The 16,925-nt window shown below is 36.3% G+C and carries 5 protein-coding genes; 4 read left to right on the top strand and 1 reads right to left on the bottom strand.

Annotation, left to right across the window (positions count from 1 at the left end; genetic code table 11):
- Positions 1-236 precede the first annotated feature (236 nt).
- Entirely contained in the window at positions 237-1,946 is a 1,710-nt protein-coding gene (locus AB7E63_RS07610; RefSeq protein WP_428419111.1) for a methyl-accepting chemotaxis protein, read from the top strand.
- Between the two features lie 110 nt (positions 1,947-2,056).
- Complete coding sequence (locus tag AB7E63_RS07605) at positions 2,057-3,958, top strand: methyl-accepting chemotaxis protein (RefSeq protein WP_284452552.1); 1,902 nt, start codon at positions 2,057-2,059, stop codon at positions 3,956-3,958.
- A 1-nt stretch (position 3,959) separates the two neighbouring features.
- On the opposite strand, the gene AB7E63_RS07600 is transcribed toward AB7E63_RS07605, so the two are convergent.
- A complete protein-coding gene (locus AB7E63_RS07600; RefSeq protein ID WP_284452553.1) occupies positions 3,960-13,109 on the bottom strand; it encodes a DUF3638 domain-containing protein in 9,150 nt (3,049 codons plus the stop codon).
- 259 nt (positions 13,110-13,368) lie between these two features.
- Between AB7E63_RS07600 and AB7E63_RS07595 the strand changes: the two genes are divergently transcribed.
- Together AB7E63_RS07595 and AB7E63_RS07590 are read left to right on the top strand one after the other, a co-directional pair.
- Entirely contained in the window at positions 13,369-15,399 is a 2,031-nt protein-coding gene (locus AB7E63_RS07595) for a peptidoglycan D,D-transpeptidase FtsI family protein (protein WP_013925287.1), read from the top strand.
- Between the two features lie 39 nt (positions 15,400-15,438).
- The gene (locus tag AB7E63_RS07590; protein WP_284452554.1) at positions 15,439-16,920 is read left to right on the top strand and encodes a UDP-N-acetylmuramoyl-L-alanyl-D-glutamate--2,6-diaminopimelate ligase; all 1,482 of its coding nucleotides are present in this window, start codon (positions 15,439-15,441) and stop codon (positions 16,918-16,920) included.
- Positions 16,921-16,925 lie beyond the last annotated feature (5 nt).

Genomic DNA, 16,925 nt, shown 5'->3' with positions numbered 1-16,925 from the left:
CATTTCCAACCTATTGGTTGCTTGAAACACAGAATTTTCTTTAGCAACGCAATAAAACCAAAATAGAAGGAAATCAACTTCAGCAAGTCCTGGGATCCTTATTAAATAAAATTCTAAGGCACGAGATTATCGAAATTGCGCAAATACAGCTAAAAATTAAACAGACGGAAAGCTTAGAAAGACTAGAAGACGAAATTTATCAAGAATTAAAAAGGCTTGAGCAACTCAGCCTAGATATGCCGCCCCCATATGCACAATCCCCTTTTCGTACAGGGTTTTCTACCGCTCTTCCGCAAAAAATAGCAGTGAATATGATCCTTACCAAATGGGCAACATTCCTGAAAGCTCATCACAAAAATGAACATGAAATCATAGAAGCTCATGATGCCATGATCAAACAGCTTCAAAGGGAATTACAAAAACTCGGATACTCATACGAACTATTATTAAACCCTCAGCTCATTTTACAAGAATTGACTTTTCTCTCTTTGAGTGTTTTTCCTGAGGCTCAAGTCATCCTCTCAAAAATTTTTATCAAAAGAGAAATAGCAGATCAAGCAAGCCTTCTTCTCAATGTCGGTTTAATAAAATCGAACATTGTCAACATGAACGCCCTTTTTTTGGCGGCCTTGCAAACACTCGAACCCACGATTTCTCCTGTTCAATACAATCTTTTTAAAGATAGCCTGAAAAATTATAACCACGCTCTGCATGAAGCCATTCAGTTTCTAGAACAAGAAAAAACCTCCCGGGCTTCTCCAGCTTTTACAACATTAAATTTATCAAATTTAATTCTTGAAGCTTTAAACGCAAACGAGCAAACACGTCAATTGCTCATTGAAATATCTCAAGAGATACTCAATACGCAAAAATGGAAATTTTTCTTACAAAAATTTTTAACAATTCTTCTTGTGACGCTTTCTTCTTTCATCATTATTTTTGCCATCTTATTTAGAATCTTGACTGGCCATATCCTGTCGCTTCTTTCGCTTATACAAGAACTGAGTAAAGGTAACTTTTCTGTGCGCACGGATTTTAAAAACAACGACGAGTTTGGTCAAATCGGACGAGCTTTAGTTCTAATTTCTAAAAAAATGAAAACATTTATTGATAAATTAAACGCCCTTTGTCACCTCGTCCAAGACTCCTCATTTGAAATTGATCATACAGTTAAACAACAAGCCGTTTCTTTGATTCACCAAGAAGAAGGAACACAGAGAATTGAAACGATTGCTAGGCAGATTGCTGGAAATGCCCGTTCGATTGTCAATAAGATGACCGAGTTTACCGCATTATCAGCACAGTTTGATTTGGCTGGTAATGTCAGATCTTCTCTTTCGCAAGCACAAAGTGAAATGTCCGAGCTTGCACGAGTTCCTGTAGATATTGTAAATCAGCTTCAAAACGTTGATGAGAAAGTAACACGCGTTAAGGACTTGATTGGTTTTATGATCCATCTCTCCGATCAAACACATTTGCTATCTTTGAATGCAGCAATTGAATCCAATCCTAAAATAAAAATTTTTAAAGAAATTACGAAAAACATCGAATTATTTGCCGCAAAATCGCTCACTTCCACAAATGAAATTCAAGATATTATTTCAGATGCTTCACAAAACGTTGTGCTTTCAGTACAAAACGTCGATATCTATCTAAAAGGAATTTATGAAAGTGGAAATCGATTATCTCTCGTGAGCCAACAGCTAACCCATATAACGGAACAAGTATCAAGTCAAACGGCTCAATTTTTAAACGTCACAAAAGTCATGGAAGAGCAAGCTAAAGATGCAGAACAAATTATGCAGTCTATTATAGATATGAATGCAACATCAAAAAAGAATTCATTTGCAATCCAGGAGTTGAGCAAAACGATTTCTACATTAAAAGAATCTGCCGCCAGTTTAGAACCTTTAGTAAAAAATTTCACCCCCTCTAATCCGGTATGATGCAATCTCTTTACCAATATTTAAATCAGATCATTTCAAAATTTAGCTACTCTAGCAAAATAAATTTTATCGTATTTTTTGCAGCTGCATCAGCGATTTTGTTAGCCTGTATGCTTAAATTTTCGCAAAATCAATTTATACAAATTATTCAACTACAAATTCAAGGCACAGAAATCCATCGCGAACTCTCTTCCATCTTCTATGAACTTATGCAAGAAGAGAATTTATTACTTAGAAATCTTAAATCCTCCGTCCGTGATCAAGAAATAGATGCACATTTAAAAAATCTAAATCGATTATTACTCCCGCTTACTCAGGAAAAATCAGAAAATGAAAACTTCTTAAACACTTTTTCTGAATTTCAAAAAAACTGGCAAACCTTTAAAAATCCAGAAATGGATGTTAAGCAAAAACAACTTCTCGGAAATCAATTGCTCAACATTGTCCGTCTAATGATTACTGAAAATAGGAGGGCAACACATTTAATTCTAAATTTCGATGTCGGCACTCATCGTTTTATTGAAGCCATTATGATCCATTTACCAGAAACGCAGCTCCTTCAATTTCAAATTATATTCAACAAAATAAATAAACTTTCTTCCCAAACTGATTTAAGAGTTCTTTTGGAAAGATTGCAAAAAAGTAACGACGCAACCATTTTTAGTATTTATCGTGCTGCACAAGATAACCCTTATTTAAATGAATCTCTTCAAAGATCTCAAATGGGTTCTAGAATCGAAATTTTTAAATTTGAAGCTGATCAGTTTGTTTCCATGTTGAACGAACAACTCACCCTTAAAGATCAACAACCAGAAGCCTTTTACGGAGAAGTAAACGAGTTTCTCAATGCCATCTATGATTTGAGTATGGAAGGTACTAAACAATTAAAGCATTTGCTTGAAATCCAATTGCAGACTTTTAAAAAACGGGAATTGATCGCTACAGTTTCTGTGATCATAGGAACATTATTAGTTTTGCTTTTTTATATCACCCGTGTGATACGACTTCCTCTTTCTGAACTTGAAAAAGCTGCTCAGGAATTGGCAAAAGGCAATTTATGGGCTCGTGTAAAAATTACCACTCATGATGAAGTCGCACACATGTCGCATGAATTTAACAAAATGGCTGATTTTTATTCTCACACTATGGTGCAAGTGGGAACCATCACCAAAAGCTTATTTCAAACGAGTTTAGCCATTTTAAAAACAGCTAAACAACTTGAATCTAATATACAAGCTCAAGAACTTGTAATCTTTCAAATAGAAAATCAAGCAAAAAAAATTGCTTATAATGTGAGAGAATTTGCTTCTACACTTCAAGAAGTCAAGCAAGCATCCACAATCACATTTAATTTAGCCGACATCGGACAAAAAAGTTTAGAGGAAATGGAATCAATCATGCAGAACATGCGTGAAGGATCTTCGAATATTGTCAATACCCTCTCCTCATTACAGGAAAAAATTGAGAATGTTCAAGAAGTGATCAGCACCATTATTAAAATCGTGGATCAGGCTAATCTACTATCTCTGAATGCCACTCTTATTTCGAATAAAAGTGGTAAGCAAGGAGCAGGATTTTCTGTTGTAGCCAGCAAAATTCGAGAACTAGCAGATCAAACAGCTTATGTGACTCTTGATATTGAAAAGCGGGTGACCGACTTATTTCCAGCAGTCTCAAAATCCGTGTTAAGTGTCGAAAGCTTTGCTAAATCGATAGAATTTCAAGATTTGCATACAACAAAAATTAACAACGAGCTGAAAGACCTCATTGCCCACACTCAAAAACAGATTACAAGTTTTGAAGCTGCTCATTCTGGTATGAAAATACAGGAAGAAGGAGTTGCCCAAATTGAGTTCTCGATTTCAGCCCTCAGTGATGAGACACATCAAATTACAAATTCAGCGCATCAATTGCACCAAGAAATCGAGCAGCTCTACCAAGCGGCGAAAAGCTTGAACAAAACTGTCCATACTTTTAAAACAAGTGCTCCCGAAAAAAGCCAAATCTCATAATTTACTTCTTCAGCAAAGCATGCATAAAACTGTTATAAAATTTGGACTGCTTAGCATGATGCCAAATTAACGCTCTTTCAAAAAAAGCCCTTATTTTTTTCTTTATCTTGTTGTCTGAAAATAACCGAATCAATGCAGCTTCTTCCTGATCATTAAAAGACGATTCAGCATTGTAAAGTTTAGCTTTAACAATTAATTCCAGAAAATGTGGGTTGTTTTTTAATTCCTTTTCATCAAAGGGAATCTTTCCATTTTGAACAATTCCCATATGCAAGTCATATAAACAAATTCTACGTTTGCGCTTTTGGGCATCTTCTACCGAAGTTTTTTCTCTATCTTCAAGTAATTTTTTTCGCCAAAAAACGCCATCTGTTGATTGATCTCCCATAATAACAGAGAATTGTTTCGCGCCATTAGGAAGTTCATCCTCTACAACTAAAACTTCGAATAAGGATCTTTGTTCTTTTCCTAAAGGTTGCATCGGAAACTTAAAAGGATCTTTGGGCTTTAACGTCACAAAATTATTCGTCATGATTAATTTTGCGTATGGGGAATTTTTGAAGAATGCATGTGCAGAGGATATTTTGCGATCCGATGCATTTTTAATCACAGCATCAGCAGAAAATAATAAACAACTAGAATTTAAATAGGCAATTCTTCCAATTAAGCTTAGCCCTGCGTAAACCAAAAGACCCCCAGCAGTAAAAATGATCAGAGGAATCGAAATAGGCAGAGTCGCTAGATAAATTGGAATATCCACATTCATGTGAATTTTTTTCTCAATTTTCTTTGCTATATTGTTTATAAAACTGAAAAATACTGGGGGAAACATAATGACACTTGCCACAATTTTTTTAATACGGAAAAGAATTGTCGATGATGGCTTTATCCAATTTTCAGTGTAAAGATTCAAAGATCTGCGCCATTTATTAGCGGAATGCAATTGCAAGTATTCATCATCATTGTTGTGAGTTTCTCGATTAATCTCTACATTCGTTTCCACATTTTGTTGAATTTCCGCCTCCACACCAATTTCTACAAAATGCTGCTTTTTCTGTGCCGAAAGCTGGCATTCTCTTTCTTTGATCGCAAGATCGTAGGTTAAAAGCTGTTGCTGAATCGCTTTTTTCTCAGATTTTTTTAAAAGCTTAAGCTGTTTTAGCTGAGTGAGAAGCTGATTACGATAAATAATTAGATCTTCGGCATCTGTCCTTCTTTCAAGAAGTCCTCCATAAATTTTAAATGCATCCAATTCTACCTTTTCAATCAGAATGGGAGAGAAATCTTTAAATAAAGCAATTGCATCCTTTTCTGATTTTGCATGAATCAGTTTTCGCATTAAAATGGATCGAATGTCATTGCGCATTTGTTGTTTTATGGAACGGTAGAGATCATCTGCCTCCTGTTCAGCCTGATTCCTAATCGCTAAACTAAGTAGTTTTTGATAAGTGAAAATTTCTTCTGGTTTAGCAATGACATTATAAATATCTTCTGTTGTCGCCCATTCCACAGTTTGCTCTTCTAAAAGCTCACGCAAACGACCGACTCCTTGCAATAGATCATCTTTAGTCGTATGCTTTGAAAACGTCGCAATCCCCTTGGCCCTTGAAAATTGTTTGACATCAGCACCAAACATGTGCTTTTGATCACAAAAAGTAAAACGTTGATGGGGTGTCAGCTGACTTTGCTCTAATGGGATTAGCTTATTCCTCCCAACTTCTAAAACCTTTAATTGATCTTCATGAAAAAAAACGACACCTCGAATTTCTGAATTATTTTTGTTTAAATGAGCGAGTAATCTTTTAGCAATCACCAAACTTCCTGAGCCTGTTTCTCCTCCAATATCTTTAAACAAAGCTCCAATATCGATAAGCATCCGGAAGTCAGTTTTTCCAGGGAGAATTTTTTCAAATAAGCTCTCCAAATTTTCTGCTGAAGTTTGTCCTGTTAAAATATGCATACAGCTAGGATCTGCACATTTTTTAGAAAGAACATCTAATACCCGCTCATCACTTCCAAGGTCCCCTTGATATTTTGTGGATAGACCATACATGCTCGGATTCCCAGGTGTCGCAGACATGGCGAGTAAACTCCCTAGCTGGGATCGAAGATTTTGAGAATCACTTTTTAATTTTAAGGCATATTTCTTGATGGAAGGAGCTACGAATACTTTTACATAATGGAAAATCACATCATCATTCTGATTGATTGCATTTGCCCATTCTTTAATATCGCTTTTTTCTAGCAGAAATAACTCTTTCATCCCTTGTGGAAAACACTTTTCAAAAAATAAACACGCAGCTGTTTTTTTGACATCCATTAATCGTATTTTGGATTCTGCCAAAGCAGAAGATTGTAAATGATTAACCAATTTCCATAAGCTTTCAGTGGATAACCGTTTGTTCAAATACGTGAGATAGGTTTTATTTAAGGTTTCATGAATATTGTCATAGTCTGCCGTTTCAATGGGAGAGTCACTTGCCTCATAGGGTTTAGCATATTCTGGACCATTTACTAGATGAGAAAGACCGTAATGCACATTGACAATTTTATTCGAAAGCATACTGGGAAGCAAGGCCGTTAATTCCCCTTTTAACAAACCAATTTCTTGCTTTCTCGGGTGAGTGAGAATCCATTTCGGGATTGCTGTTGATTGACCTAAAACGTACTCACAAAACTCTGCGTGTAAATGGGATTCTAGTTTTAGATATTCTCCCATGTGTTGAGCAATGCGAGGAGTAACTTCTTGCTTAATCACCTCTTCCGAAACGAGATGCTGCAAATTCTCTTTTACATTCATCTTTTGAATAATCTCAGGATCGCTTGCAATAAAACGAAAGATTTCCTCTAAAAATAGAATATTTTCGAGCGGTTCTGTGAAAGGATTCCCTATCGTAAAATTAACTTCTTTTTTAGCAGAAAGGGTCACATGCTCTTCATCGCAGTGGGCTTCAGAACTCAAAAATTCTTTTAATATATTTTGCAGAGCGAAAATTTTCCCACTAAATATTTTAGGATTGTGAAGAGAGGCTATATAAAGGGTTTCAAGAAATTTTAATTCGGTACATTGTAAGCTTTCTGGTGTCGCATTTAATTGCCTCTTTTCTTGACGTGCTTTTTTCAGCTCTCTTCTTGCAAAAATGAGATGGTATAGATCTGTGGAAGCCGCTCTCTCAAATTCATAAGCATCGGATATTTGGTTAAACGTTTCCCTTACCTGCGATTTCATGTCATTTTTATTAACTTGATATAAAGCGCTCGGCCACAAATTGAATACTAATCGAGAATGCTGGTGCACAAGCCATTCCAAGAAGGGGGCTAATACTTTAGATTTTCCCGATCCTGTCCCCAATTGTGTAATCAATTGCATAGGATATGGATGCTTAAAAATTTTCTCTAAAAAATCGATCTGTTTTTTTCGTAAAAGTATCTTATTGCGATGCTCAAAAAGAAGAAAAGTTCGCGCTAAATGCCCTTGAGTGACCTCGGAATAATGCCTTCTACTCGCTATTTCATTTCCTATCTTTTGAATTAGCGTATTCCTTTCATCTCCATCATCGGGTATTTTTTGTAAGACTATAACATCTTTTAATATACGAAGAGCTTGTTCTCGGCGTGTTGAAACCACAAGATATTGAGTCATCAGTTTTTCGAATTCGGCAACCTGATCATCTCTCAAGTGTGTTTTTTCCTTATATGCCTCTTGGTTGCCTTGCTCAAAAAGTTCGACTGCTTGCGATAAATTTAAGGCGGGAGTAAGTTTGCCAGCTTGCTTAAGAGAACCTTGAAACTCCATAGGAACGTTAATGAGCGAAAGAATCTCTTGTTCAAGAATTTGTAAATTATCCATGGATTTTTCAAGCCCTGCTTGCAACTCATCTTCCAACATCATTATGTTTGCAGTCGAATGAAAATGATAACGTCGAGATGTCTTGGGGCTTATTTCATAAAATTGCTCCATTCCTTTTTTTAATCTATTCAGATAAGCTTGCGATAAAGGATCCTCATTATCAATCTCTGAAAATTCAACAGGAGGGGAAACTTTGATATCTTTAACAACCATATATGTTTTCAAAATGTGATCAAAAAAGTGATCGTCTTCTTTATCCAAAGCCTTTAAATGCGTATTCAAAACGACAGATGAAGAAGCTTTTTTTTCAGATTCGGTCGGCATCTGCACCAATAAATCTTCTACATCCTCAAGATTCCTATTTTGCTTAAGGCTAAACAAGTCTCGATAAATATTTTTGAAAAAACCAGCGATCGAAGATTTTTTTTTGATATTTTTTAAAATACGCGTTTGAAAAAGCTTTATTTTTGCACTCACTTTTTCGTCTACATTAGAAATACGATTAACCTGATTAATTTCTTCAACAGATGGAAAGTTACGCGGGCGTTTTAAAACCTCTTTTAAAATCAAAATCGTTCCAATCTCAAATGGATTTCCTTCCACATAAAATCTGGAACCTTTAAGAAGAGCTAAAATACGTTCTAAATGTTTTTTTTCTTGTTTTGAACCATGACGCGCCCAGTTGTAATATAGGCGATAAGCAGAGCGGAGGTTTTTTGCTTTTAAATCCATCAAATTTGTTGACGTTGTGCTAGTGCTACTTGATAAAAAAAGATCAAAAAATCTACCGGCATCTACACAATTAACAATCGTTGCTTTTTCGAAAGACTTTTTATATGGTTTGGAAGATAATTTATGAGGAAAAGTCTTTCGATTCATCAAAATGTTTATACGCGATCCGATCTGTGGATCACCATGAAACTCTTTTGAAATAAAAAAACGCAAAAGAGACTTCTCTTCTTCAGATGACAACCTGCCTCGTGTTGCATTATTTAAATTTTGAATATACTCAACATATTTAGACGTAATCTTTTTCCAAGTTGCTTCATCAAAATCTTCTTCTAAAGCTTGAGACTTTAGAGAAACATATTTTAGTTGATTTTCTTTGAACAACAAAACAGCTTTTAATCCGAGAACAACCGCAGAAGGATGACCTTCACCAAAAAATTTATTAATCATATTCAAAATGATTGCCCGCTCAGATTTTGAAAAAGGACCTAATGAATATGATTTTTTTAAATAATAAAACGCTTTTTTATAATCTTTTTGCGAGAAATATAGGTAGACCAGATACAGAGAATCTTCTACAGAAGAGGGTTTTAATCGTCGCTCTCCTTCTATGACTTCATCATCATAGATAATAACTTGAGCTGTATTTTCTCCCTGTGAAAGAAGCTCTACGTCAAAAGGTAAGTCGTCTTTTTCATTTGCGACGAGTGGATTTTTCGGCATTAAAACTTTTTTTTGTCCAAAAACATTTTCTAATACCAAATATTTGGGCCATTTTGTACCAAATTCACCTTTTTGATCTTCTGCTAAATAATACCCGGGAACTTCACGACAAAAAGCTTTTCGATTTCCATTGGAACCTTTAACCACATTGAAATGCAAACCCATGCGCGGCATTTCAATCTTTTTTACATAAGAAGTATCTTGTGTTTCAGCCCAGCAGGCGATGTGTTTTCTGTTTTCGAATGCTTCTAATAGACTAAGCCCTTTCTCATGCCATGGATCAACAAGAATATATTTAAAGGGCGGATGCATTTCATCCGAAACCAGTAAGCTATAATCAGAGAATATTGATGATTGATAATAGATTCTAAAGTCTTTTTGAGCATTCTTTGAAGATTTTAGAGATTGAATCAAATAATGCGCATTTCTCAAGCCATTATGTTGCCAAATGATGGGATCATGTTGGAAAAGATCATAAGAAATTGCTTGTGTAAATTGAACAGGGACTTCTTTAACCATCGCATATGCAATGCCGTCAATCATTCGTTCGACAAATAAGTTTCCATTTTGATCTAATCCAATTTTTGATTCTCCATTTTTATCAATAACAACACATCCTCCTGGAAAAGAACTTTTAACTTTAGGAATCTGAGGAAAAATTTTGGTAAATAAGGGGTGCTCTATCATATCCCTTGATAGAGGGGAAAAAGGGACTCCTGATTCGTAAATTTTTTTGGAGGCCAAATCAATCCAAAACGGATCGGATTTAAAATGGGGGAAATGTCCTTCCCATATTAGCTGAATTTTCTCCCCTTTAATCTGACTTAGAACAGCATTAAGAAGTGCATGACGAAAAGTGATATCTTCATCTAACAGATGTTGAATTTTAGGTAATACTGTCGTATAAAACTGATCGGTTTTGCTAACACTTGATGAATCTGTGTCTGCAGAAATCGTGTAAATTTCCGCTCTAAAATAATCTTGAGCGATCTCTAAGAGTTCTTCATTGTTCAATGACTGCACATCTCTTCCAATGTGCATGCTTTTTAAAGTTTGGCAGACTGCTTCCACTTCTTCAGGAGTCTGACATTTTGGAAGAATGGTTTCAGTCACTCTTTTGTGATAATCAAGCCATACTTCCTCTAATTCTTTTTCCATACCCAGAAATCTTTCTGGATGTTTATTTTGAACATGTTGAATATAACGATTACAAATATTTCCGAGTCTGCAAAAAAACAAAGCTGGATTTTTTTTGCCGTTATTTTGAAAGAAAACTAGACGGTTATTAATAAAGGATAACAACTTTAGAGCAACTGTAGGCTCATTATAAAGCTGCATTAATAATGTTCTAGGCTTTAAAATATGGCGCTTTAATATTTCTTGTTCATTAACATCTTCTAGAAGTGCCTCGGGTCTTTCTTGGTAATAAGCCAAAGCTCTAACCACTTCATCCTGCAAAACAGCGCTGGAAATATACCGATCACGCACTTCCTCATTCTGAATGTCTCGCATAAACTGGTTTTGCTCTAGGCCCATAAAATGATGAGTAAAGCTTTTTTTTATTTTTTTATTTTGTGAAAAAAATTTTAAAATATAGTCTTTGCTTTGTGTCTCAAAATTTAACGGGGAACGAAAAGAAACAGAAGACTGATTAGAGAGATTTTTTAGGCCCAAAACAATGACATTCTTTCCAAAAAAAAAATCATTTTTAAAAACACATTCTCCTGTCATTCTTACTTGATTCTGCAGTAAACCCGTTGCAAAGTAAGAAAGCTGTCTAAGATAAAGAACACTTGAAGGGATTAAGTTTTGGTCACTTACTTTCTCCTGAAAAAATGCGGTGAGACGTTTTTCATACGAACCTATTCCTCTTCGATCAAGCTCCCGAGAAATGCTAGGCGTATACATTAAAGCACGATAGTATTTTATTTCGGGAGTTTCTTCGTCTGTTTTTATCGTCCAGTCAGGACCAGGAATTAAAGAAAAAATAGACTCTTTATTAATGGAATTCAATACCCCAACGGGGACATTTTTTGTCACATCCACATATGATGGAGCTAATGTGGACAAAACGTCTTGCAATTTTTGCTGATCACAAGGGTCTTCAAACGTAAAATGAGGTGATTGCGCAAAAGCGATGAATCCTGCAGAATCTAATGGATAGCCTGTCAAATGATTTTCGTGTTGTCGTCGAGCCAGGTATTCTCCAATCGCTAGAGAGATGTGACTTCCAATAATTGTGCGAGGCAAAAAAAGTTCTGGTTTAGTAAAATACTTTGCTGAAATATCAAAAAGCAATTCTAAGCACGTCGTGATTTGTACATCCGGAACTTCATCCCAAAATTTCCTGCCTATCGCATCGCCTGGTAAAGGAAGGGCATATAGAAATCTTGAGACACTTTCAATAACTTGATAGGAATTTGTCGTAACTGTCGCAAATGCCTCGATCTGTTTTTTTCCATCTTTTAGGAATTCAAGAATATTTTCAGGAGCTATAGTCCCAAATTTTTCAAATGGAATGACGGGCAGAAGTCCATTTAGATGATTTTTGAGGATTGGTTCAAGAGATTTTTTAATTCCCAATGGCTGCGACAAATCCGCTTTTACCAAAATTGCATGTTCCTTCAGTTCAAAGGAAAGTAAAGCGCTTGTTTTTTTAGTTGAGAGATGCCGCTGTTTTTTTTCAGCGAGACGCTGTTTAATGTCAATTGCCGTACAAGCGTAAGCTTCAAATTCCTCCTCAGTCAACAGATTATCCGCTCGCATTTTTAAAGTATCCCGCGCTAATTTGCTGCTCACTTCAGAAATCAACTTATGAGAGGTGCGTGTCCAAGTTGTTGTAGGATCAAAAAAATGTAAACACGCATCCACAAGGGATTGTTTTCGATAAGCAAACTTGACTTTTCTATAAGCATTTAGCGCATCCATTTTTTCCGGATATGTTTTCACGTGATCCATAAACATGGAACGCAAGGATCCAAATAAAACTTCCATGGCACAAGAACCAGAATGCTGTGGCTTGCGCATAAGCTCTGGCATATTCGAAATAGAAGATGAAACACGTTTTCCTTTTAAATAGGCTATTGGTCCTTCATAGAGAGACCGATCTGAAAATTTTAATGAATGATCAAAGACAGGTAGACTTTGCAATTCGATAAGTGCTTGGAAGAATTCACGCTGACAGATTTGATTCGAATGGATTTTCTCTACTTTTAGCTCTATATCTGCTTTTCGAATATGATTTTCAATAATTCCTTCATGATATCCGAGCCCCATCCCTGTATTATAAACGGAAAAAGAATAAGAGTTTTTATTTTTTTGGATAAGATATAAAAGAGTGTGGCCACTTTCTACACCATTTGTCCATCCCCCTGGCAAAAGTAGGCGCGCTCCAATCCCCATACCCGAAACACGCTGTACAAGGTCATCAGATAGCTCAGAAATCTTGTCAGAAAAATTTTCTCCTGTAAGGAGACCCTGTATGCGATAAGCCCAAAATAGACAATCTTCATATAACTTCAAGTCCGCCAGATTATATTTAGTGAAACCCACACGTTGCAAGCAATCAATGAAACGGGTTAATGTCACAGTTTTTATCTGCCCTTCAAGAGAAGAGTTTTTAATAAATGGATCCCCCGATTCAAGTGCAAATAAAGAGATTTGGAAAGTCGTTGAAAGAGGGTACTTAGTGGCTTCTGTTAACCATGATAATTTTTCTATTTTTTCCGGAGTGATAGGTTTCTCCATCGAAGCGAAATTTTCTTCCAATTTTTCTTTTAACTCAGCGGAAAAAGAGCTTGGGATAAAAGACGATTGATTTGCCGAAAAACTATGAACAGAAAATACCATAAAACCCTCATTTCAATAAGGCGCGCAAATTACAAATTTTGTGTAAAGATTCAATAAAGAAAAGCTTTTTTAAATTAAAATTTAAAAATTAAAACATCTCTTTACAATAAAAACAGGTAAAAAATAATCATCAGTAAATTTCAAGAAGTAAATAACGTAAATAGATGAGTTCAAGGTATGCCATAAATATGCAGTTCGATTAGAATGCAATCAACAACAACCTCTCAGGAATTTATTTCAGCCAAAATTTGATTTAAAAATGAAAAATCAGACAACCCAAAAAATTTCTTTAACAGATCGCAAACGTTTAATCATTTTAGCGCTCTTTATTTTTAGCCTCTTCGCCTTATTGATTGTCCAATTCTACAACATTCAAATCATTCAAGGTGAAAAGTGGACACAAGAAGCTAAAAAGCAACACTTTTTTACGATCGATGAGCCTTTTCTTAGAGGAAGTTTTATTTCGAACACTTCGATAGCCCGCGGGCATGCTGAACCTGCTCAAAAATTTGTTGTCGACATTCAAAAATTTCATCTCCATATCGATCCTTTATCGATTCCTGAAGCACATCGGGATCCCATTGCACACTATTTACTGGAAAATTTAACTCTGCCTTCTTCAGAAAGAAATGCTTTACGAAGTCAATTCGACATAAAAAGCCGTAATCGCAAATTGGCGATGTGGTTAAACGCTGAAGATCAGGATTTGCTCTCGAAATGGTGGCTGAGTTATGCAAAGCAACATAAAATTGCGCGCAATGCTCTTTTTTTTATCTCCGATTACCAAAGATCTTATCCTTTTGGAAAGCTACTAGGGCAAGTTTTACATACAATCCAAAATCAAAAAGATGATGCGACCAAACAGGCGTTACCGACTGGCGGACTTGAACTTAAATTCAATGCTTTTTTGCAAGGGAAACAAGGAAAAAGACTTCTCATGCGTTCTCCTCGACATTCTTTTGAAACAGGGGAAGTGATCACTCCACCAGAGAATGGAGCGGATGTTTACTTGACAATCAACCATTGTCTTCAAGCCATAGCAGAAGAAGAGCTTTCTAAAGGGGTAAAAAAATGTAAAGGCAAAGCTGGCTGGGCTGTTATTATGGAACCTCGTACAGGAGAAATTTTAGCTTTAGCTCAATACCCTTTTTTTTATCCTCCTGACTACCAAAAATACTTCAACGATCCTAATTTAACTGAACACACGAAAATAAAAGCTCTCACAGATGCAAATGAACCTGGATCTGTCATGAAACCTTTTACGCTTGCCACAGCTTTAATGGCAAATGATCGGATGCGTGATATGCGTTTAGCCCCCATCTTTGATCCAGAAGAAATGATTCCCACAGCAAATGGACGCTTTCCAGGAAGATCTAAAGATTTAAAAGATTTAAGCTTTCACAATTATCTCAACATGTATATGGCCTTGCAAAAATCGACAAACATTTACATGGCGAGAATTGTCGAACGTGTGATCAATCGTCTAGGAAATGAGTGGTACCGAAATGTTTTGTCAGAAACTTTCAAGTTTGGACAAAAAACAAATCTTGAACTTCCTTCAGAAAGTCCGGGACTACTTCCTCGAATTGGTAAAAAGCATCCAAATGGCGCTTTAGAATGGTCTACACCAACCCCCTTTTCTTTAGCCATAGGACATAATATTCAGCTAAATAGTATTCAGATTGCACGAGCTTATGCTATGCTTGCAAACGGGGGTTACCTAGTAGAACCCACATTGATCAGGAAAATTGTCAAAAAAAATCCTGATGGGACAGAAACACTCGTTCTTGACCATACAACTCCTTCAAGAACACAAAAATTCCCTAAAATGCTTTCAAAACCGATTGTAGATGAAGTGGTAAAAGCGATGAAATACGTGACAAAGCCCGGTGGATCAGGTCAAAAAGGGGATATTTGGGGCTACACCGAAGTTGGCAAGACAAGCACAGCCGAAAAAGTTGTCAATGGAGTATATTCAAAAACTCAAAACGTTGCTACATTTGTTGGCTTTACTCCTATAGATAATCCCGCTTTTGTGTTACTTGTCACAATCGAAGAACCCGAATGCTGTTATATTCCTGGCATTGGTAAAAATTCACGTGGAGGTGTCGCAACAGCTCCTGTTTTTAGGGAAATCGCGATGAAATCCTTAGAGTATTTGGGAATTAAACCCGACGATCCTTATGGGTACCCCGTGGGAGATCCAAGACGTGATAGTGAAAAAGCTCACTGGATGCAAGAAACTCGGAAGTTGCAAGAAATGTATGAAAAGTGGAATAACAAGGCATAAAAATTAAGTCTCAATACCAAAAGTGTGTGCAAATTTCCTATGAAGTTAAAAAAAGTCCTCAAAGACATTCCTGTTGTGCAAGTTAAAGGCTCAAAAGAAATTGAAATATCTGGCATATGTGCAAATTCTCAATTAATTGCTCCAGGAAATTTATTTATCGCAAAAAAGGGATTAAAATTTGATGGCACTTCATATATTCCAGAAGCCATTAACCATGGAGCAACCGCAATTGTAACGGATATTTACGATCCATCCTTTAAAGAAATCACGCAGATTATCTGCAAAAATGTTGCGGAGGTAGAAGGGCGTTTTTCTGCTAATTTCTACCAAATGCCTTCCCAAGAACTTTTTACTGTCGGTATCACAGGAACTAATGGAAAAACAACCACATCTTTTTTAGTGAAGTATTTGCTCGAACAGCTCAACCTCCCCTGCGGCCTCATTGGCACCATCGAATACATTCTTGGTAGGTATCGTTACAAAGCCTCTCACACAACGCCTGATGTACATTCCAATCATCACATGCTCCGAGAAATGGTTCATCAAGGCTGCCAAGCTGCCGTCATGGAAGTGACTTCTCACGCACTTGACCAAAAAAGAGTGGAACACATCGATTATGATATCGCCATTTACACAAACTTGACGCAGGATCATTTAGATTACCATCAAAATATGGAATGCTATGCGGCAGCAAAACGAAAACTCTTTTTGCAGCTCGATCAAGTCCCATCTAAGAAAAGCAAACAAATTATTGCAAATCTTGATTGCCCTTGGTTTGAAACCATTTTAAAAGGGATTAAAACCCCTATTTTTACATTTGGAATTGACAGCCCTGCTGATTTACGTGCCTGCCCCACATCTTTTGGACCGACTGGAACACATATTGATCTACATTATCAGGGACGCAGCTATTCCACTTTTTTTCCTCTCATCGGACGATTTAATATTTACAATTGCTTAGCTGCTATTGCGGTAGGGCTTACACGCAAAATTACACTAGAAAAATTGATCTCTCTAGCTCAACAATTTCCGCCCCCTCCTGGTCGATTGGAGCCTATTCAAAATGACCTAGATTTAAATCTTTTTGTTGATTTTGCACATACTGAAGATGCTTTATACAAAGCCCTGGAATGCTTATCTGAACTCAAAAAAGGGAAAATCATCACTGTTTTTGGATGTGGTGGAGATCGTGATAAAACAAAAAGGCCTAAAATGGCTCAGGCAAGTGCATCTTTTTCTGACCTAACTATCGTAACTTCGGATAATCCTCGTTCAGAAGATCCTCTAAAAATCATTCAGGAAATTACTGAGGGGTTCTCCCTTCAAGACAACTATATCGTTCAACCAGATCGCTTTTCTGCTATCGCCTTTGCGATCGAAAAAGCAAATCCGGGTGACATCATTTTGGTTGCAGGAAAGGGACATGAAACAACACAAATTTTTGCTCATCATACAATCGAATTTGACGATCGGAAAATTGCTCAAGAAATCTGTGCCAAAATGTCTCTTAACACTTATTAACACAT

Origin of the sequence: Parachlamydia sp., assembly GCF_050255895.1 — a bacterium.
Classification (GTDB): domain Bacteria; phylum Chlamydiota; class Chlamydiia; order Chlamydiales; family Parachlamydiaceae; genus Parachlamydia; species Parachlamydia acanthamoebae.
This window is presented reverse-complemented; position numbering and strand designations above follow the sequence as displayed.

What these genes read in the sequence shown, in the direction of transcription:
- AB7E63_RS07610 (WP_428419111.1), top strand. Translation starts at nt 237, where the DNA reads ATGCCGCCCCCATATGCACAATCCCCTTTTCGTACAGGGTTTTCTACC.
- AB7E63_RS07605 (WP_284452552.1), top strand. Translation starts at nt 2,057, where the DNA reads ATGCTTAAATTTTCGCAAAATCAATTTATACAAATTATTCAACTACAA.
- AB7E63_RS07600 (WP_284452553.1), bottom strand. Translation starts at nt 13,109, where the DNA reads ATGGTATTTTCTGTTCATAGTTTTTCGGCAAATCAATCGTCTTTTATC.
- AB7E63_RS07595 (WP_013925287.1), top strand. Translation starts at nt 13,369, where the DNA reads ATGAAAAATCAGACAACCCAAAAAATTTCTTTAACAGATCGCAAACGT.
- AB7E63_RS07590 (WP_284452554.1), top strand. Translation starts at nt 15,439, where the DNA reads ATGAAGTTAAAAAAAGTCCTCAAAGACATTCCTGTTGTGCAAGTTAAA.